Origin of the sequence: Mycobacterium neglectum, from assembly GCF_002591975.1 — a bacterium.
In the GTDB taxonomy this organism is placed as follows: domain Bacteria; phylum Actinomycetota; class Actinomycetes; order Mycobacteriales; family Mycobacteriaceae; genus Mycobacterium; species Mycobacterium neglectum.
The window spans coordinates 1-19,588 of the sequence record NZ_NVQE01000015.1 but is presented as its reverse complement, the minus strand read 5'-3'; the positions used below and the strand labels follow the sequence as shown (position 1 = coordinate 19,588).

Here is a 19,588-nt window from a genome sequence, read left to right as displayed (position 1 = left end):
CCTTCATCGCATGAAACACGCCGTTGTCGCCGCGCTCGCTGCGGCCGCGCCCGTCGCAGCGATGCTCATGGCCGGAACAGCCACGGCGTCCCCGGGCTCGCTCGACGAACTTCCCCTCGAAACGATCACAGTGACGGAGTTGACCGCATTCAACTCCCCGTCGGGGAACATCGGGTGCTACATCGACCCGAGTTCGGTGCGCTGCGACATTCGGGAGCGCGACTGGGCGCCACCGCCCAAGCCCGCGTCGTGCAATGAGAACGTCGGCTGGGGTCAGGGCCTGACACTCAACGCCGGCGAACCCGCCGGGGTGGTGTGTGCGGGAGACACCGCACTGACGACCGGAAATCCATTGGCCTTCGGCGACACGATCGTTGCGGGTTCGATCGAGTGCACGAGCGCCGAGTCTGGCATCACCTGCTGGGATTTCCAGTACGGCGGAGAGTTCTCGATCTCCCGCGAGGCGTATCACCTCAGTTGAGACTACGGATGACGGAGCAAGGGATTTGTGGTGTCTTGCTCGGGTCGACTAATGTCGTCCTTCGCGACGGACGGCAATGCTGTTTGTGGCGCGCGGATGTAGCGCAGTTGGTAGCGCATCACCTTGCCAAGGTGAGGGTCGCGGGTTCGAATCCCGTCATCCGCTCGAAGGTGTGGTGGCATCAACCCCAGCGGTGGAGTGGCCGAGTGGTGAGGCAACGGCCTGCAAAGCCGTGCACACGGGTTCGATTCCCGTCTCCACCTCAACGATTTATTCTCGGCGCGATTAGCTCAGCGGGAGAGCGCTTCCCTGACACGGAAGAGGTCACTGGTTCAATCCCAGTATCGCGCACCAAGTTCGATGCAGTTCGGGCCCGGTTTCTACCGGGCCTGAGTTGTCTCCGCGCAATCAAGGTCGGCGGGCGGCGGCCTACCGAAGCGATCGGGGTTGCGCCGCCGCGAGCCGAAGCTGGCCACCTAAAAATTCACCAGCCGCAGGCAGACAGCGGCTACCCTGGGAAGTGGCAACGGATGTAGGGCTGGTTGCGTTCGTGTTTCTGTTGCTAGACGGCCGTTGGTGCAACTGTGGTGTTAAGCAGTCAGCATCAGACTGGCCGCCGTCGCCTTAGCTGTGTGCACAAACGCAGGGCCTCGTGTCGATGTCTTCGACCAGAGCGCAGGCGTCTCCGCCGGAGCCGCATGCAGGGCTTTTAGAAACTTCCAAGGTCTTCTGCCAAGACTCGGTTCGCTATAGGTGTCAGGCGACACCGAGTCGCAACAGGAGGCAATGCACGATGAAGGCAACGAACTTGAAGAAGATCGCCGTCACAGGCGCGGTCTCCGGAGCACTGGGCTTGGCCACCATCGGATTCGGGGCGGGCACGGCCAACGCCGATGAATTGGATTCGATCGCACCGCTGGTTCCCGGCGGGCTGAGCGACGACTGGCAGTCGTACCTGCCGTTGCTCGACGACGTCGCCGACGTCGGCAGCATCGCCGGCCTCGGAGAACTCGGCAGCATCCCAGTCCTTGGTGACATCGGAAACCTCATCCCCGCACAGGATCTTCTGGGACTCGCCGCAGGGTTCTAGACAGTCGAACGCCAAACAAGCCTGCCCGCAACAGACGTCGGCCCGCCACGACCCCCCGAGTGGCGGGCCGATCCCTTTTCGCAGCACCCCTGATCTCCTCCAAGAAAAGTCCAAGATCGCCGGCGGATGCTCATTGCAGTCAACAAGCCAACTCACGAGAAGCAGGTAGTCATGAGTATCAAGCACATCGCAGGCGCCACCGCCGCCGTCGCCGTCGTGGGATTCGGCGCGTTCGCTTCGGCACTGAGCTTGAGCGAGTCGGCCACCACAAGCACGACCCCGGAGATGGCCAGCGTGCACTCCTGGGGCGAACTCCTCGCCGCTGCCCCACCGTCCGGTTTCAGCCGCTGAGCGCAGCACTGCACCTCTCAATTTCCCGATGGCTTTCCCACCAAAACGAAAGTTGCGCCCGATCCGATCTTGGCCGGTCGTCGACGATGCTGGCGTCTAAAAATGTTTGCTCAAAGGGTTAGAATGGGCTGGCTCTGGCTATCTCAGTGGGCAGGCCTGCCGCCGTACATCCGACTCGCACACCCGGCACCGGCGGCCGGCCCAGCGAAGCCCCCGCGCAGGGGTCGGGGGCTTCGCACCCAACGTCAGCGCCGCGTGACGGCGAGTTAGCGGGCGCCGCCTTCAGCGCAATTCCCCTGGCCCGTCCGCGATACCGAAGCCGGGTCCCCAACTGGGTGTCATACACCGCGTAATGGGTACCTGAAGAGCATGGCGAATGAAGCGTTGTTCGCGACTGCCGGTCTTTTCGGACTGTTTGTCGCCATGTTGTCAGGGGCCTTATGGGACACCCGCTTGATGGCGACCCCCATCCGCTTCTCTCGGTCGGGAGGCGGCCGACACACCACGCCGCGGTAATACCTGACTCCTCGCGACCACTCAATCCAAGGGGTAGCCTCCGATCATGCGCCTGACCTCGGCCTTCTTTGCCAACCACGTTGACCTGGTTGACCAAATGCTCAATGTGGAGGGCGGGTTCTGGAAGACCACCACGGTCGCGGCCAATTCGACGGGCTTCCGATGCTGTGCCGTGGTGCTCGTCGACACCGACGCCGGCGACGTCGGCCGACAGTTCGCCCTGCACATCGACGCGGAGGGTCCACACGGAACCCTCCAGGCCCCGGCGTTCGCGCAGGATTTCACCCTCGACAGACCGACGACGTTCATGTGTCTGACATCTCTGGTGCTGCCGATTGCCGCCGGCGGCGGACGCCACGCCTACACCTTCCGCATCGGCGACGGGCACGACCGGGTGGACGTGCCGCTCGCCATCCGCGTGACGGCGGCCTGACGCGGCCGTCATCGCCGCGAAACCACTCGTGTGTCTTCGGGCACCGATTAGGCTCTCCGAAGGTCAACCTGTCATGACACCAAGGGGTGGGACGTGATTCGCGAACTCCTCGCCGCCGCTGCGATCGCAGGCGCTGCTATCAGCTCTGCTCCGGTCGCCGTCGCCGACGACCTGTTGTACCCCGACACGCCGGGCCGCTACCCGTCAGACGTGCCCGGCATGGTCTACGAAGCTCACCTCACCGCGCCCTGCACCAACCTCGAGCGCTTCACGTTCGGCCGCGGTCCCGGCGGCGAGGTGCTGCAGTGCCGCTGGATCGCCAACCAATGGCCACCGATCTATACGGGTTTCTGGGTGGCGACCTACGAGTTGTTCGGCGTCCAGGAGCAGGGCGCGCCATGCCCCAAACCTCATGCGGCAGCTCAACATCCCGACGGACGTCCCATGTTGTGTCTGGGCACGCAAGGCTGGCAACCCGGCATCTTCACCCGTGAGGGCTTCTTTCCGCGGTAGAAAGCCGCTACCCGCGCAGTGTGGAACTCGGTGACGTGCCGAACCTGCGCTTGTACATGCTGCTGAATCGTCCGGCATGCCCGAACCCCCACCTGCCGGCGATCGCCATCACGGTGTCGACCGACGGGTCGGCGGCCTGTAGCTCGCGGTGGGCGCGGTTGAGCCGAAGGCACCGCAGATACTCCAGCGGTGTCGCCCCGACATGGCGGCGGAACGTGTATTGAACCGACCGCGGCGTGACGTTGACCGACGCCGCGATGTCACTCAACGTGATATCGCGGTGTGCGTTCTCGTGGATGAACGCGATCGCTTGCCGCAACATCGGCGGCTTGGCGGTCGAGGTATCGGCAGGGTCAGCTGTCATTTCGAAGCACCGACTACCCGCTGACGAATCCCCAAAACGAGGGCCGACACAGATCACACCTTGACACCATCGGACCATGACCGAACGCATCGAAGTCCCCCGCACCATTTCCGCCCCCGCCGCCGACGTCTTCGCGGTCCTCTGCGATCCGCAGGGCCACGTCGCGATCGACGCCACGGGCATGCTGCAGAGCGCGGACGGCGATCCCGTTCAGGCCGTCGGTGACAGCTTCGTCGTGCATATGGATCGTGAGTCGCTCAACGACTACCCGCTCGGCAAGTACGAGGTCACCGTCTCTATCACCGAGTTCGAGCAGGACCGCCTGATCGCGTGGACCATCTTCGGACAGCTCAAGCCCGACATCGGCCACGTCTACGGCTACCGGCTCGCACCGGCCGACGGCGAAACGCTGGTCACGTCGTTCTACGACTGGTCCGACATCGACCCTCATTGGCGCGACGCGAACATCTTCCCGATCGTCTCCGAGCTCGCGTTGCGTGCCACCCTCGGCATTCTCGACCGCACGGTCCGGCGCGGCTACCCGCAGGCGTCAACCGTTGGTTGACGATCATCTAGCGTCAACCTAGAGTTGACGCCATGACCGAGTCCGCGAAGATCACCAACCCCGTCCGCCTCGATGACCTGATTGATGTGATCAAGACGGTGCACGAGGAACCGCTCGAACAGCTCACCGACGCGGTGCTGGCGGCCGAGTCCCTCGGCGAGATCGCCGACCACCTCATCGGGCACTTCGTCGACCAGGCGCGGCGATCCGGGGCGTCATGGACCGAGATCGGCAAGTGCATGGGCGTCACCAAGCAGGCCGCCCAGAAACGATTCGTCCCCAAAGCGCCCAGCGACACCGATGCGCTCGATCCCAACGCCGGCTTCGGCCGATTCACCCCGCGGGCGCGCAATGTGGTCGTGGGAGCCCAGAACAAAGCCCACGAGGCCCGCAACACCGAAATCAACCCCGACCACCTACTGCTGGCGATGTTCGACGATCCCGATGGGCTGGCGGTCAAGCTGCTCGCCGGCCAAGGCATCGACGCCGGCACGGTCGCCGAGGCGGTGACGCTGCCGCCAGGCACGGATGGCGACCTGCCCGCGTTGACGCCTTTCGACGGCGCGGCGAAGAAGGTGCTCGAATTGACGTTCCGACAGGCACTTCGCTTGGGCCACAACTATGTTGGCACCGAACACATCGTGCTCGCACTCCTCGAAGCCGAGGAGGACGGCGCACTGCAGCGCATCGGCGCCGATCGGGACCGCTTCGAAGGCGACCTGCGGACCGCGCTGGAGCCGTTCACTCAAAGCTGATCTCACATCGCGAACCGCTGCGGCGTCTACACAATGTGAAGGTGCGCCCGTTCGAAGAGGTAGTGGCCGAGCACGGCGCGACCGTGCTGCGGGTGTGTCGCGCGGTCGTCGGCCCTCTCGACGCCGAGGACGCGTGGTCGGAAACCTTTCTGTCGGCGCTGCGCGCGTATTCGACACTTCCCGACGACGCCAACGTCGAGGCGTGGCTGGTCACCATCGCCCATCGCCGCGCCCTGGACGTCGGCCGGGCCCGCTCTCGTCGGCCCGTGCCCACCGATACCGTGCCCGACCGGCCGGCATCGCACGCCGATCCGGCCGCCCGCGACCCCGACCTGTGGGCGGCGCTGCAACGACTGCCGACCAAGCAACGCCAGGCCGTGGCCTACCACCACATCGCCGGTCTGCCGTTCGCCGAGATCGCCGAACTGCTCAACAACTCCCCCGACGCCGCAAGGCGCGCCGCCGCCGACGGCATCAAGTCTCTGCGCAAGACCTATCAGAAGGACGGAACGCCATGACGCTCAACATTTTCGAGGAATTGAACGCCGACGACGACACGATGTCACGGTTGCACACTCGGCTCGAGCAGGCCGCCGAGGCCGACCAAGCCCTCGACATCTCCTACCGCACGATCGATACCCCCGTCGGCACGTTGCTCTTGGCCGCCACCACCGTCGGACTGCTCCGCGTCGCGTATGACGTCGAGGGCCATGACACTGTGCTCGCTCGACTCGCCGACGCCGTGAGCCCCCGCATTCTGCGGTCGCCGTCCCGGCTGGAGGCGGTCGCCCGGCAGATCGATGAATATTTCGCCAAGCGCCGCACCACTTTTGACGTTCCAGTCGACCTGCGGCTGACGAACGGATTCCGACGTAGCGTCGTCGAGCACCTGCGCGAGATCGACTACGGCCGCCGGGAGAGCTACGCGACCGTCGCCGCGGCGATCGGCCACCCCCGCGCCGTCCGCGCCGTCGGCACCGCCTGCGGCCACAACCCGCTTCCGGTGGTCTTCCCATGCCACCGCGTGGTGCGCTCCGACGGGTCCACCGGCCAGTACGTGGGTGGTGTGCTGGCCAAGTCAGCGCTGCTCGACCTCGAGGCCGACGCTCGGGAATGAAACGGTGCGCACATCGGTAGAACAACGCATGAGGCTCAACGACGCCGCCCGCGGACTCATCGGGCCGGGCACCGACGCCATTCTGGTCACACTCAACGCCGACGGCAGCCCGCAGGTCTCCACGATCTGGATGGCGCTGGACTCGACCCCCGAGGGCGACGAACTCGTCTCGGCACACCTCAGTGAGTACCGCAAGACGCGCAACGTACGCCGCGATCCACGCGTGGCCGTCACGATCCTGGGCCCCGAGCGGCCCGGCCAACTCAGGGACTACCTGAGCATCACGGGCTCCGCGCGGATCGTCGAAGGCGGCGCTCCCGAACTGCTCAAGAGCCTGGCCAGAGTCATGTTGGGCAGCGACGAGCACTTTCCGCCCCCGAACGCGCCGGCGGGCCTACTCACGCGAGTGCGCGTCGAGAAGATTGGCGGCTCCGGGCCGTGGGTGTCGGAGAACCGGCTGTAACACGTTTCAGTTTGTGCCATCATGCGTGCATGCGTCGCTGGTTCGTCCTCCTCATCGCCGTGATGGCGACCCTCGCCGGTCTTACGGCTGTGACCGCCCAGGCCGCGCCTGACGAGGCCGAGTCCGCGCCCTCACCGATCGGCCGGCTCGGCGAAACACTGCAGGTCAACTTCGAGGGCCTGGTCGCCAACGTCACCGTCAACAGCTTGGCCCCGTCCCCGATCCCGCCCGGCTTCGGCTATCCGCCACGCGCCCCGCGCTACGAGGTGTGGCGCGCCCAGATCACCGTGAACCCGGTTAAGGTGCCCACGTCGTACGCCCAGGCGATCACCTATCAGTTCCGCGGGGTCACCGCGACGGGCGATTCCTATGAACCGCGCAACACCGATGCACCCGACTCGTTGACCCTTGCGCTGATGAACGCTCCGGCCGGTTCGACCGTCAGCGGTGGGGTCTGGTGGGACTGCTACCGCGACCTGATCTCGAATGTCGTGCTGCTCGACAGGATCACCGGCCAGCACCTCGCGCAATGGAACGTGGCCTGACTCGAGGCACGAGTATTGCCAATTGATGTGGTCGCGGCCGTCGGCGCCGACCTACCCGAACTCGCCGGGGTCGCCGCGCAGACGTTCCCGCTGGCGTGTCCGGCGACGGCGAGCGCCGACGACATCGCCGCATTCATCGACCAAACCCTCTCCGAGCATCGATTCCGCGACTACCTCGCCGACCCCGATCGCCGGGTGCTCACCGCGCGCCAGGATGAGCGAATCGTCGGTTACGCGATGCTGATTCGCGGTCTCCCCGATGACGAGGATGTCCAGCGCGCCGTCACAGCGCGTCCGGCCATCGAACTGTCGAAGATGTATGTGCTGCCCGACAGCCACGGCGCCGGCGTCTCCTCGGCACTGATGACCGCCGTACTGGACGAGGCGCGCGCAATCGGCGCCCACATCGTGTGGTTGGGTGTCAACCAGCAGAACCTGCGCGCACAACGCTTCTACCGCAAGCACGGCTTTAAAATCAACGGCACCAAGACATTTCGGCTCGGCGCGGGCATTGAGAGCGACTACGTGATGGTGCGCCCGGTCTGACCGGCCGCCGTCAGCGCAAGCAACCGCGACGTCGCGCGCAGGTATTTCTTGCGGAACCCCCCGGCGAGCATCTCGCCGCTGAAGATCGTGTCCATCTTCGCGCCGGACGCCACCACCGGGATGCCCGCGTCGTAGAGCCGGTCGGTCAGTGACACCAGGCGCAGCGCGACATTCTGATCGTCGATCGCGTGCACGCCGGTGACGAACACCGCGGGCACACCCTCGATGAGCGTCAAATATCGCGACGGGTGCATGGTGGCCAGGTGCGCACACAGCGCGTCGAAGTCGTCCAGCGTCGCGCCGGGCGTCTGCGCAGCACGGGCGGCGACCTCGCTATCGCTCGGCGGTTCCGGGGCGGCAGGCAGATCCCGATGCCGGTAGTCGGGCCCATCGATCCGCACTGTCGTGAAAATCGCTGCGAGAGTGTTGATTTCGCGAAGGAAGTCCTGGGCGGCGAAGCGGCCCTCGCCGAGTTGTTCAGGAAGCGTATTCGACGTGGCCGCCACCGAGACCCCGCGTTCGACGAGTTGTGACAGCAGCCGCGAGATCAGCGTGGTGTTGCCGGGGTCGTCGAGTTCGAACTCGTCGATGCACACGACGACGTACTCGGCGAGCAGTTCGATGCACTCGAGAAAGCCGAAAACGCTCGCCAGTTGGGTCAACTCGCCGAACGTCGCGAACGCCTTGGGTTGCGGCAGCCGGTAGTAAGACGACGCCAGCAGGTGTGTTTTGCCGACGCCGAACCCGCCGTCGAGATAGACCCCCACGCCGGGCAGGACCTCGCGGCGCCCGAACAGCTTCTTCCTGCCGGCCCGTCGCTCGGCCGCCTCGGCGCAGAACCGCAGGCAGGAGTCGACGGCCGCGGATTGCGTCGGTTGCGCCGGATCGGGGATGTAGGTGTCGAAGCTGACGTCGGCGAAGGTCGGTGGCGGGCTCAGCTGAGCGATCAATCGCTCTGGTGTGACCTTGGGATGCCGGTCGACCAGATGTCCGACATCGCTGGCCCCGTCCATGCACGCACCTTAGCGACGTGTTGCAATGCTGTTCATGGCCGATACCACCGCCGGGGTGCGGTTCACCGCGCTGGGGCCCGACGGCCCCCTCATCGAGGGTGCCGACAGCCGGCTCGCCGACTTCTACGCCTACCCCGACGACCCACAGACCTGCTGGGTGCGCGGCAACATGATCGCCAGCCTCGACGGCGGTGCGACCGCCGACGGCAAGGCGGGTGGTCTGGCCGGAGCGGGCGACCGCAGCATGTTCGGCCTCATGCGGCACGCCGCGGACGTGATCCTGGTCGGGGCCGCCACGGTCAGGGTCGAGAACTACTCCGGTGCGCAGGTCCCGCTCGCAGCGCGGCACGCCCGGCAGAGCCGCGGGCAGTCGGAAGTGCCGCCGATCGCCGTCGTCACCCGAACCGGCAACTTGGAGCCCGACTCACTGTTCTTCACCCGCACCGAGGTTCCGCCGCTGATCCTGACGTGCGCCGATTCCGTCGACGACACCCAGCAGCGGCTGGGTGCGGTGGCTGAGGTGCTGAACGCGTCCGGATCGCGGGCCGATTCCGTCGACAACGCCACCGCGCTGAAGCTGCTCGCCGAGCGCGGGCTATTCCGCGTGCTGACCGAGGGGGGCCCGTCGCTGCTCAGCCAGCTGATCTCCGACGACCTGCTCGACGAGCTCTGCCTCACAGTCGCGCCCATCCTGGTCGGCGGCTCGGGGCGACGCATCGCCACGGGCACCGGCGAGGTGCACAACAAAATGCGGCCCGCACATCTGCTGTCCGACGACCAGGGCTATCTGTACACCCGCTATGTCCGGGCTCGTTGACGCGCGCTCAGTCGTTGCGCGACGAGGATTGCACACGGGAATCAGTACTGTGGTCGGCATGCAGCGGCGTCGCCCGATCCGGGTGTTGAGCACCTCAGCACTCGTGCTTTCGGTTTTGCTGGCCGGTTGCGCACCTGGTCTGGCGGCCAATCCACGCTTCGCCACCGACGAAGGCGCCCAACCCCAGGGTCAGCCGGAGACCACCAGGGCGTCGGAAGGCCCGCCACCGATCGAGCCGCCGAAGAACGACCTGTCCTGGCGTGACTGCACTTCGGACGTGCTCTCGGATGCCTCCGTCGCCCCCATCGCCGGGGTGACGTTCGACTGCGCGACCTACGACGCCGACCTCGACCCGATCAAGGGCGCATCGGGGACGATCAGCATCGGTGTGGTTCGCGCGAAAACCGACGAGACACCCGAGGACGCCGGCCCCCTGGTGATGACCACCGGATCGGATCTGCCGACGTCGCTGCAGCTGCCGGTCTGGCTGAACCGGTCGGGCTCAGATGTGCTCAAGACGCGGCCGGTCGTGGCGGTGGACCGGCGCGGCACCGGAATGTCGGGGGCGCTGGACTGCCGCGATCTCTACGACCGCCAGGCGATGCTCGACCAGGCTCAGTTCCAGCCCGGCGACGACCCCGTCGCCAACCTCGGCGATATCACCCAGGCCGCGACGACCAGCTGCACCGACACCATCGCCCCCGGCGACTCGGCCTACGACAACGCCCACGCCGCCGAGGACATCGAACGACTGCGCAGCACCTGGGACGTACCGACGTTGGCGCTGTACGGCATTGGCAACGGTGCCCAAGTGGCCTTGGCCTATGCCAGCAGCCACCCGAACAAGGTGGCGCGGCTCGTGCTCGACTCGCCACTTCCGCTCGGTATTGCGGCCGAAGCCGCCATGGAACAGCGCGTCAAGGGCGAACAATCCGCGCTGGATGCATGGGCGACGCAGTGCGTGGCCGTCAACTGCCCATTGGGTCCCGATCCGAAGGGGGCCGTCGCGGCGTTGCTGAACCAGGTGCGTGGATACAACACGACGAGCCCGGGCTCGGTGGCCACCGTCACCGATGCGATCTCCACGGCCCTGGCCTACCCTCGCGGCGATCGCGTCGCCGCCACCAACAGGTTGGCGTCGGCGGTCGCCGGTGCGCGCTCCGGGGACTGGAACGCGATGAACACGTTGATGAGCGAAGCCGAGACGTTGCGCGGCACCGACGGTCAGTTCGTCAACAGTTGCAGCGACTCTCTGAACAGGCCCACCCCCGACCGGGTGCGCGAGCTGGTGGTGGCGTGGGAGAAGCTATATCCGCAGTTCGGCCAGGTGGGTGCGCTCGAATTGGTGCAGTGCCTGAATTGGCCCAGCGGTTCTGCTCCCCAAGAGCCACCGAATCTCGACACCCCGGTTCTGCTGCTGGGAACGGCGCACGACCCGATCGTCGGAAACGAGGGGGTGGCCGCCGTGGCGGCCACCGTGATCAATGCGGGGGCGTCCAACAGGCGCGTGATATGGCAGGGCATCGGCCACGGCGCCGCCGTGTACTCCCCGTGCGCTCTGCCGCCGGTCATGGGCTATCTCGACACCGGCAAGCTGCCGGACACCGACACGTTCTGCCCGGCCTGACACCTCGGCCCTGACACGGTCGGGTACGGTGCGCTGGTGCGCGATCTTGTTCTGGCCGCTTTCCGGCCCCGCACCTCCCCGCCGGGTCTGGCCACGGTGTTGCGGTCGATCCTGTGGCCGCTGGCCATCCTGTTCATCATTCATCGCAGCTACGTCCTGGCCACCAATGGCTACATCACCGACGACTACGGACCGGTGTACCGAGCCGTCGTGAATTTCAAAATGGGCTGGGACATCTACAACGAGAACTTCAACCACGTCGACCCGCACTATCTCTACCCGCCCGGCGGCACGCTGATCATGGCGCCGTTCGGCTACCTCCCCGTCGATGCGTCGCGGTACTGGTTCATCACCTTCAACACGATCGCGATCATTCTGGCCGCGTACCTCCTGATTCGGCTGTTCGGTTTCAAATTCGACTCGGTCGCACTGCCCGCCCTCCTGGCCGCGATGTTCATCAGCGAAAGCGTCGTCAACACACTGGTTTTCGGCAATATCAACGGCTGCATCCTGCTGCTCGAGGTGCTGTTCTTCCGATGGCTGCTCGACGGGAACCGCAACCACGAGTGGTTGGCCGGGACAGCCATCGGTCTGACGCTGGTAGTCAAACCTCTGCTGGCGCCGCTGCTGTTGCTTCCGCTGCTGAACCGACAGTGGCGGGCGTTGATCCCGGCGTTCGGAGTACCGGTCGCGTTCAATCTCGCCGCCTGGCCGCTGGTCAAAGACCCGATGAGCTTCGTCACCCGCACCGCCGAATACATCTTCACGACGCGCGACTACTTCAACAGTTCGATTTCGGGCAACGCCCTGTACTACGGCCTGCCGGTCTGGCTGACACTGTTGCTGCGGTTGGCCTTCGTCGTGCTCGCGGTGGTGTCCCTGTGGCTGCTTTACAAGTACTACCGGACCCGTGATCCGCTGTTCTGGATGCTGACCTCTTCCGGTGTGCTGCTGATCATGTCGTTCCTGGTGTCGTCACTGGGCCAGGGCTACTACTCGATGATGTTGTTCCCCTTCCTGATGACGGTGGTGCTGCGAAACTCGGTGCTCCGCAATTGGCCGGCATGGCTGGCGATCTACGGGTTCATGAGCGCCGACAAATGGCTTCTCGGGCATTGGCCGACGACTGGTCGCTTCCTCGAGTACATGAAGTTCACCTACGGCTGGTGTCTGATGCTGATCGTGGTGTTCTGCGTACTGTATTTCCGCTACCTCGACGCGAAGTCCGAGAACCGGTTGGACGACGGCATCGACCCGGTGTGGATGAAGGATCCTGCGAAGACACCCGCCCCCGCGCAAAGCGGATGACAGCGTCGTAAATTCGCTGCGATAGGCCGCTGATCGAATACGATTGGCTCGCACGCAGGCAGGTCACGGGGAGGCGATGCGGATGCCGACTATCCCGCTGGATCCCTTGGGCATTACTCCTGATTGGTTGAGCGAAGTGCTTAATTCCGATGTGCGGGTGTGCAAGATCGAACAGATCGGCATCGGATACGGATTGCTCGGCCGACTGTTTCGCGTGCATCTCGACGGTGCCCCCGACCTGCCGCGGACAGTTGTCGTCAAGCTGCCGACACTGGACGTCACGGCGCGGGTGAACCTCTGCGAAGCCGCTGAGTTCTACCTACGCGAAATCCGCTTCTATCAGGAGATCGGGGTCAAGAATCCGCTGCGGCCGGCCCAGCCGTACTTTGCCGCCTTTGACGAAGCGACACACGATTTCGTGCTGGTTCTCGAGGATCTGGGGCGGCTCCGCAACGCCGACCAGATCGTCGGGTGCAGCGTGTCGGACGCCGAGACGGTCATCGACGGCATCGCCGGCCACCACGCCTACTGGTGGGACAACGACCGCCTCGCGTCGCTTCCATGGCTGAAGACCCATAACACTCCCCCATTCTCAACGGTGGTGGCTGACACTTACCAGGCGGCGTGGCCGGTGTTCGTCGACCGCGTCGGCTACGACATGTCGCCGGCGATGCGTGATTTCGGCGAACGGCTGCCGTCACTGATGCCGTGGTTCATGGCGGAAATCAGCCGCCCACCGCTCACGTTCCTGCACGGCGATCTGCGACTCGACCAACTGTTCTTCGCCATCGGCCCCGCCGATGCGCGGGTGAGCGCGCTGGACTGGCAGATCACGGCAAAGGGTCGTGGTGCCTTCGATGTGGCCTATTTCTTGAGCCAAAGCCTCACGGCCGTGACCAGGCGCAGCTGTGAGGGTGACCTTCTCGAAAGATATGCCCAGCGTCTCGCCGAGCGCGGAATCGATTACCCCCGAGACCAACTGCGGCGCGACTATCGGCTCATCACGGCATGGTGCTTCGTCTATCCCGTCATCGGCTCCGGCCAGATCGACATCGCCAACGACCGCCAATTGGCGCTGCTGCGCACAATGTTCATCGGCGCAGCGACGGCAATCGACGACCACGACGCGTTAGCGCTGAGACCGGACTGACGATGGCGGAGAGCCGCCGCGCCTGCGCCTCGTGCGGTACGACGAACGAAGAGGACGCCCGCTTCTGCGAAGACTGCGGCGCACCGCTGGCCCGGATCTGTGCCACGTGTGGCGTGGAAGCCACTGCGACGGCGCGCTTCTGCCGCGGATGCGGGGCGCCGCTCGATGCCAGGTCGATGTCCGACGCACCGGATGTGGGTCCGGTCCGCAAGACTGTCACGGTCATGTTCGCCGACCTGGCGGGGTCGACGAGCTTCGAGGAGCGCGTCGACGCCGAGACGGCGCGTGAGGTCATCGGCGGCTATCACGACCTGTTGAGGTTGGTAGCACAGCGGCATCGCGCCGGCGTGACGAAGTACATCGGTGACGGATTCATGGCCGTTTGGGGCGTCCCCGAAATCGGACCCGAGGATGCCGTGCGCGCCGTGGACGCGGCGGTCGAATTACAGGAGCGCTTCGTCGACCTCGCGGCCCGGGTCACCGAAACGCACGGGGTGGAACTCGCATTGCGCGTCGCGGTGAACACGGGCGAGGTGGTGGTCGGCGTCGGCGACGCCGACCTTGTCGGCGACGCGCTCAACGTCTGCGCCCGGCTCGAATCCGAGTGCCCACGTGGCCGCGTCGTGGTCGGTGAGGAGACCTGGCGCGCGACGCGGGGCCACTACGGCTACGAGCCCCTCGGCGAGGTCCAGGTCAAAGGCCGCACCGCCGCCGTGGCCGTCTACCAGTGGCTCGGGCGTCAGTCGGAGTCCGTCGACGCCGCCCCCTTCGTCGGACGACGCGACGAGTTCCGCCGACTGCAGGCCACGATGGACAATGCGGTGTCCGCGCGGGCCGCGCGGTTGGTCACCGTCATCGGCGACCCGGGTGTCGGCAAGAGTCGGCTGGCCGCGGAGTTCACCGGTGTACAGACCGACGCGCGGGTGATCGGGGCTCGATGCGACGTCGAACGGACCGTCGCGATGGCGCCCCTTGTCGAGGTGCTGCGGTCAACAGACCTCGAAACCGATCTTCCCGCAGGCATTCCCGAGCGAGAACGGCTGCTGCGCGACCTCACCGGCCTGGCCACCGGCGAAGCGGGATCCGTCGAGGAGACCTTCTGGGCGCTGCGCCGGTTCGTCGAGGTGCTGGCGTCGGACAGACCGCTAATGCTGCTCCTCGACGATATCCAATGGGCCGACACACTGCTCCTCGACTTCATCGAGCACCTCGTCGAGTGGGCGGCCGACGTGCCGGTGCTCGTGCTGGCACTCGCCCGGCCTGAAATGCGTGAGCTACGACCCGAGCTTGTCACCGTGGGCCGTTTTGTCTCCGAGGCAATCCACCTCGGCGGCCTGGACCCCCGTGCGACAGCCGAACTCGCGTCCAACGTGCTCGGGGCCGCACGGCTGCCTGGCGAGCTCCTGCATCGACTCCCCTCGTCCACCGGAGGAAACCCGCTCTTCGTGCGCGAGCTCGTCTTGATGCTCGCGCACGACGGGGTGCTCATCGAGGAGCACGACGGATGGCGACTGACCATCGATGTCGACGCCATCGCGGTGCCACCGACGATCCATGCCCTACTGGCCTCGCGGCTGGAACGACTCGACGCCTCAGATCGGCGTGTCCTCGAGATCGCCTCGGTGGTGGGCAGCGAGTTCTCACTGGGCGCCGTGCGCGCCCTCGCGGGCAGTACCGCAGCGGGAGTCAGCCTGTCTCTCAACCGTCTTCGCCGGCTCGAGCTGGCCCAGCCGAGCGGCGCCTACGTCGGCGACGAACCGGTATGGCGATTCCACCACGTGCTGATCCGCGATGTCGCATACCGACGCCTGTTGAAATCGGACCGCGCCGAGCTGCACGAGCGGCTGGCCGGCTGGGTCGAAACAGGCGGGCCAAGCGTGGCTTTCGACTCCGACGAGATGGTTGCCCGCCACCTCGAAGCCGCCTACACCTACCGAAGCCAACTCGGCCCGCTCGACGAGCGGTCCGGCGAACTGGCCGTTCGATCCGCACGCCACTACGCGGCGTCGGCGCGGCGTGCCCTCGACCGCGACGAGCTGGTCTCCGCAGGAAATCAGGCGGCTCGCGGCGCGGCACTGGCCGCCGCCGAGGAGGCGCTACACGCCGATCTGCTGCTCATCGGATGCGAGGCATACCTGTCCGCGGGTGACGTCGCGGCCGGCGCACCGCTGGTGGACGAACTCGAACACATCGCCGACGACGCCCTTGCGCCGTGGGCGATCTGCTACCGCTGTCAGTTCGTCGTCTACACCGATCCGGAGCGACTGCTCGAAGTCGAGGCCCGCCTGCATGAGGCCATCGACGAGTTCGGCCGACGTGCAGATCCGGCGGGACTTGCCAAGGCGCATCGGGTTCGGGCAGGCGCGCGCGGTCGTCTCGGACGGATCGGCGACAGCGAGATCGACCTTTTCGAGGCGCTCATCGCGGCCCGCCAAAGCGGCGATCACCGGCAGATCACCGCGGCGCTGGGGGCCGCGCCGGGCGCCGCACTGTGGGGACCGAGCCCGGTCCCGAAGGCGGGCGGCCGGTGTCTCGACGTGGTACGCATGCAGCGGATGACGACGGCCGCGCCCTCGCTCGAAGCCACGTCATTGCGCCACCTCGCCGTACTCGAGCTGCTGCGGGGACGGCCTGACAAGGCCAGGACGATGCTCGCGGATGCCCGACAGGTGGTCGCGGATCTCGGCCTGCGGCACGGTGTCATGGAGACCGAGCTGTTCGCCGGAATCATCGAATCAATGGAGGGCGACCCCGTCGCCGCCGAACCACACTTCCGTACCGCATTGGAAGGCCTTGACGCCCTGGGTGTCGGCGCCGACGCAGGGCAGGCCGCCGCGCTGCTCGCCCGCTCTGTCCTTGCTCAAGGACGGCTCGATGAAGCAGACCGTCACGCCGCCGAAAGTGAGCGTCTCGCCGGCCACAACCTCAAGACCGCGATCGCGTGGCGCGCGGTGCGAGCAGAAATCTTTGCCGCGCAGGGCCGCCACACGGACGCGGTCGCGATGGCGCGTGAGGCGGTGACCGTCGCCGCGGGGACCGACTTGGTGCTCGACCACGCCGACGCCTGCCTGGCATTGGGCCGGGTGCTCGACGCCGGCGGGGATGCCAAGGGGGCTGCAAGTGCTCGCGCCAACGCCGACGCGCTGTACACCGCGAAGGAAGTAGCTTCCAGGATCGGCCGGGTGGCCGCGCCGGCTAGCCCAGCACATCCAACGACATCCTTTGTGAAGGAACCGGTTTCGTTACGCTTGACCGTCACCAATCGGGCAGTTGAGGTCGCGCAGGGGCAGTACCCCCATTTCGACATGAACGTCTTGGCCGTCCGGGGTGAGCGTCTGGCGTTGGCAAGGTCACGTTTGTCTGACGAGTCCGGCAATGAGACCACCGACTTGGTCGTGTCCGAGATCGACGATGACGGGCGGATCATCTACGAGGGCCGCTTCGACGACGACTTCGACAGTGCGTACCGCGAACTCGACCGCCGCTACTTCGGCGGTGAGGGCGCGGCATTCGCCGAAGCCGGCACTGCGATCACGGAGTGCATAGTCGCGGTGAATCAAGGTGACTACGACCGGCTTTTCGGCGAACTCAGCAATTCCGACTTGCGTGCCGAGTCGCAAACGCGATCCGCGTTCCCCAATCGCTCGGCGAGCGACCTGCGCGCCAGCTTCGAGTCTCTCGCTGCCATGGTCGCATCGTCACGATCGTGGCTAGCGAAGGTGTGCTGGGTGTCTCCATTGTGGGCGGTTACCCGCTTCGAGCGCGAAGCCGTCGGCAATGAGACCGAATCCTACGCCTGGACAAGGATTCTCGTTGTCGGTTTACGCGATGATCGACTTGCAGCCCTGTGCGAGTTCGAGATCGACGACGAGGACGCGGCATTCTCCTACGCCGAAGATCAGGTCAGGAGGAGCACCAGCAGGCTCCGGGTCGGCAACCGCGCCAGCGTGCTTGCCGAAGCCGCGGCGCAGGCACTGCAGGCGCATGACGTCGACGCGCTGCGTGTTGCTCCATCGGAACACTTTGTGTACGACGACAGACGGCGGATCACCGGTGACCCGATCGAGGGTGCAGCCGACCTGCATGCTGCGACCGAGCGCATCCTCGAGAGTTACCCGCACACCGAATGGCGGACGATGGCGGTGCGCGGCGAGCGGTTGGAAATGCACTCGAGTCGCCTATGGGATGACGACGGCAACGAGGCGATCACGCTGAACGTGATGGAGTTCGACGACGCCGGCCGCCTCAAATATTTCGGACGTTTCGAGGAAGACGACTTCGAAGGCGCCTATCGCGAACTCGATCGGCGCTACTACGCCGGCGAAGGCGCGCTGTTCGCTGAATCCGGCGGCGTGGCAACCGAATGGGTGGTGGCCCTCAACCGCGGTGACTACGCGAAGGCGTTCGGAGAACTCAGCGATCCCAATGCCGGCTTCGAGAATCGGTCGCGCTCGGCATTCCCCGACCCCTCGGTGAGCGACCCCAGAACAACATACGAGGACTTGAACGCGATGGTCGGGTCGACGCGAACGTGGCCATCGGCTATTTGCATATTGTCGCCGACGCTAGCCGCGGCCCGGCTCGAACAAGAGGCCATCGGGCCTGGCGGTGAGTGGTACTCATGGACGTGGATCAGCGTGACGGAGATGCGCGATGGGCGATTCGGTGCAGGTTGTCTTTTCGAACTCGATGACGAGGACGCGGCCTTCGCCTACGCCGAGGAACGGATGCAGGCGCACCGCTCCAGACTCGCGGTGACCAACCACGCGGACCGCACGGTGCAGGCGTACTGGGCGGCTCTGCGCCGTCACGATGTCGATGGCGCACTCGAATGTTGCGCGGGCGGGATCGCTTACGACGATCGGCGCAGCATCACGGGCGACCCGATCCTCGACCGCGCCGCACTCCGCGCTGCTTTCCTGCGAATTTTCGCGCAGTACAACGATGTCGAGTCGCGCACCCTGGCCGTCCGGGGTGAGCATTTACTGCTCGGGTCGAGTCGATGGTCCAGTGACGCTGGATTTGAGTCGGCCTACCTCCACGTGGTGGAGATCGGGGAAGACGGGCGGATCGTATATGAGGCACGCTTCGACGAGGACGACTTCGAGGGTGCGTGTCGCGAGCTCGACAAGCGTTACTACGCGGGCGAAGGTAAGGCATTCGCCGAGAATGGCCTTCCGGCCAGCGAAGCCATGGTGGCCATCGACCAGAATGATTTCGACCGGTTGTTCGGCGAGCTCATGTCGCCTGGTCTGCGCATCAAGACCCGTTCCCGCAGGGCATTTCCCGAGCGCTCAGCCCATGAACTCCGGGCCGGCTTCGAGGAACTGAACACGCTGATCGCCTCGAAGCGGACGTGGAATTCGGCCGTGGCGTGGTTGACCCCGAGTTGCAGCGTCATCCGCCTGGAACGGGAGGCGGCCGGACGCGATGGGGAGGCCTACCAATGGACGATGATCCTAGCGAGCGAGCATCGCGACGGTCGCTTCACCTCGATATGCGAGTTCGACTCCGATGACGAGGCCGGCGCTTTTGCCTACGCCGAGGAGTTGACGCGGGCGCAATCCAGCCGGCTTGCCATTCGAAACGAGTCATCCGAGATCGTCGACGGCTTCTTCGCCACGATGAGGGCACATGACGCTGCGGGCGCCATCGCCTTTTACTCAGAACAATTCGTCTACGGCGACCATCGACGGCTCAGCGGCGACCCAGTTGTGGGCCGCGACGCGATGCGCGTAGGCATTGAACGCCACCTCGCGCAATTCAGTCAGTACGAATTCCCCCTGTGGGCGGTCCGCGGTCAAAGCGGCTCTTCGATTTTAATGGGGCAGTTGTGATTTCGCTCTCGTAGGGCGTGTCGCTGCATGGGGAGGCCCTTGGTCTTCCGAAGTCTGAAAGTTGCGAAGCATTCAGGCTGACGAAGGGAACCAAGGG

Annotated in this window: 19 protein-coding genes and 3 tRNA genes; 20 read left to right on the top strand and 2 right to left on the bottom strand. The window is 65.7% G+C overall.

Annotated features, from left to right (window positions below):
- Positions 1-10 precede the first annotated feature (10 nt).
- The 8 genes from CSQ99_RS13785 to CSQ99_RS13750 all read left to right on the top strand — a co-directional run bounded on the left by CSQ99_RS13785 (position 11) and on the right by CSQ99_RS13750 (position 3,384).
- On the top strand, positions 11-481 hold the full coding sequence (locus CSQ99_RS13785; protein WP_176561020.1) for a DUF6636 domain-containing protein: 471 nt from the start codon (positions 11-13) through the stop codon (positions 479-481).
- 92 nt (positions 482-573) lie between these two features.
- Positions 574-646, top strand: a tRNA-Gly gene (locus CSQ99_RS13780).
- 27 nt (positions 647-673) lie between these two features.
- Positions 674-744, top strand: a tRNA-Cys gene (locus CSQ99_RS13775).
- Between the two features lie 16 nt (positions 745-760).
- Positions 761-835 (top strand) — tRNA-Val (locus tag CSQ99_RS13770).
- Positions 836-1,274: 439 nt separating this feature from the next.
- A complete protein-coding gene (locus CSQ99_RS13765) occupies positions 1,275-1,571 on the top strand; it encodes a hypothetical protein (RefSeq protein ID WP_099039602.1) in 297 nt (98 codons plus the stop codon).
- A 171-nt stretch (positions 1,572-1,742) separates the two neighbouring features.
- Positions 1,743-1,922, top strand: coding sequence for a hypothetical protein (locus CSQ99_RS13760; RefSeq protein WP_099039699.1), 180 nt, complete (start codon positions 1,743-1,745; stop codon positions 1,920-1,922).
- Between the two features lie 562 nt (positions 1,923-2,484).
- The gene (locus CSQ99_RS13755; protein WP_099039601.1) at positions 2,485-2,871 is read left to right on the top strand and encodes a hypothetical protein; all 387 of its coding nucleotides are present in this window, start codon (positions 2,485-2,487) and stop codon (positions 2,869-2,871) included.
- A gap of 93 nt (positions 2,872-2,964) precedes the next feature.
- Positions 2,965-3,384 (top strand): hypothetical protein, encoded by a 420-nt coding sequence (locus CSQ99_RS13750; RefSeq protein WP_099039600.1) that lies wholly within the window; start codon positions 2,965-2,967, stop codon positions 3,382-3,384.
- Positions 3,385-3,391: 7 nt separating this feature from the next.
- On the opposite strand, the gene CSQ99_RS13745 is transcribed toward CSQ99_RS13750, so the two are convergent.
- Positions 3,392-3,748: a helix-turn-helix domain-containing protein gene (locus CSQ99_RS13745; protein ID WP_099039599.1), complete on the bottom strand. Its 357-nt coding sequence runs from the start codon at positions 3,746-3,748 to the stop codon at positions 3,392-3,394.
- A gap of 76 nt (positions 3,749-3,824) precedes the next feature.
- On the opposite strand from CSQ99_RS13745, the gene CSQ99_RS13740 reads away from it, so the two are divergent.
- Genes CSQ99_RS13740 through CSQ99_RS13710 form a run of 7 tightly spaced genes read left to right on the top strand, consistent with a single transcriptional unit; the run spans position 3,825 to position 7,739 of the window.
- Positions 3,825-4,313 (top strand): SRPBCC family protein, encoded by a 489-nt coding sequence (locus CSQ99_RS13740; protein WP_099039598.1) that lies wholly within the window; start codon positions 3,825-3,827, stop codon positions 4,311-4,313.
- Positions 4,314-4,345: 32 nt separating this feature from the next.
- Positions 4,346-5,068 carry a Clp protease N-terminal domain-containing protein gene (locus CSQ99_RS13735; protein WP_099039597.1) on the top strand — a complete coding sequence of 241 codons (723 nt, stop codon included), beginning with the start codon at positions 4,346-4,348 and terminating at the stop codon, positions 5,066-5,068.
- 35 nt (positions 5,069-5,103) lie between these two features.
- Positions 5,104-5,586, top strand: coding sequence for an RNA polymerase sigma factor (locus tag CSQ99_RS13730; protein WP_176561019.1), 483 nt, complete (start codon positions 5,104-5,106; stop codon positions 5,584-5,586).
- Positions 5,583-6,185: a methylated-DNA--[protein]-cysteine S-methyltransferase gene (locus tag CSQ99_RS13725; RefSeq protein ID WP_099039596.1), complete on the top strand. Its 603-nt coding sequence runs from the start codon at positions 5,583-5,585 to the stop codon at positions 6,183-6,185. Before CSQ99_RS13730 ends, CSQ99_RS13725 begins: the two co-directional genes overlap by 4 nt.
- Positions 6,186-6,213: 28 nt before the next feature.
- The gene (locus CSQ99_RS13720; RefSeq protein ID WP_099039595.1) at positions 6,214-6,648 is read left to right on the top strand and encodes a PPOX class F420-dependent oxidoreductase; all 435 of its coding nucleotides are present in this window, start codon (positions 6,214-6,216) and stop codon (positions 6,646-6,648) included.
- A 29-nt stretch (positions 6,649-6,677) separates the two neighbouring features.
- Positions 6,678-7,193 carry a hypothetical protein gene (locus CSQ99_RS13715; RefSeq protein WP_099039594.1) on the top strand — a complete coding sequence of 172 codons (516 nt, stop codon included), beginning with the start codon at positions 6,678-6,680 and terminating at the stop codon, positions 7,191-7,193.
- Positions 7,194-7,208: 15 nt separating this feature from the next.
- Positions 7,209-7,739, top strand: coding sequence for a GNAT family N-acetyltransferase (locus CSQ99_RS13710; protein WP_099039593.1), 531 nt, complete (start codon positions 7,209-7,211; stop codon positions 7,737-7,739).
- Here the strand turns inward: CSQ99_RS13710 and zapE are convergent.
- Positions 7,715-8,752 carry a cell division protein ZapE gene (zapE, locus tag CSQ99_RS13705; protein ID WP_099039592.1) on the bottom strand — a complete coding sequence of 346 codons (1,038 nt, stop codon included), beginning with the start codon at positions 8,750-8,752 and terminating at the stop codon, positions 7,715-7,717. The two genes, CSQ99_RS13710 and zapE, sit on opposite strands and share 25 nt — an antisense overlap.
- 25 nt (positions 8,753-8,777) lie before the next feature.
- On the opposite strand from zapE, the gene CSQ99_RS13700 reads away from it, so the two are divergent.
- From CSQ99_RS13700 to CSQ99_RS13680, 5 genes are all read left to right on the top strand, one after another.
- Positions 8,778-9,569 carry a pyrimidine reductase family protein gene (locus CSQ99_RS13700; protein ID WP_099039591.1) on the top strand — a complete coding sequence of 264 codons (792 nt, stop codon included), beginning with the start codon at positions 8,778-8,780 and terminating at the stop codon, positions 9,567-9,569.
- A 58-nt stretch (positions 9,570-9,627) separates the two neighbouring features.
- Positions 9,628-11,196 carry an alpha/beta hydrolase gene (locus CSQ99_RS13695; RefSeq protein ID WP_099039697.1) on the top strand — a complete coding sequence of 523 codons (1,569 nt, stop codon included), beginning with the start codon at positions 9,628-9,630 and terminating at the stop codon, positions 11,194-11,196.
- Between the two features lie 36 nt (positions 11,197-11,232).
- Positions 11,233-12,504: an arabinofuranan 3-O-arabinosyltransferase gene (aftC, locus tag CSQ99_RS13690; protein ID WP_099039590.1), complete on the top strand. Its 1,272-nt coding sequence runs from the start codon at positions 11,233-11,235 to the stop codon at positions 12,502-12,504.
- A 136-nt stretch (positions 12,505-12,640) separates the two neighbouring features.
- Positions 12,641-13,654 carry an ecdysteroid 22-kinase family protein gene (locus CSQ99_RS13685; RefSeq protein ID WP_245908905.1) on the top strand — a complete coding sequence of 338 codons (1,014 nt, stop codon included), beginning with the start codon at positions 12,641-12,643 and terminating at the stop codon, positions 13,652-13,654.
- Between the two features lie 2 nt (positions 13,655-13,656).
- The gene (locus CSQ99_RS13680) at positions 13,657-19,491 is read left to right on the top strand and encodes an AAA family ATPase (RefSeq protein ID WP_099039589.1); all 5,835 of its coding nucleotides are present in this window, start codon (positions 13,657-13,659) and stop codon (positions 19,489-19,491) included.
- Positions 19,492-19,588 lie beyond the last annotated feature (97 nt).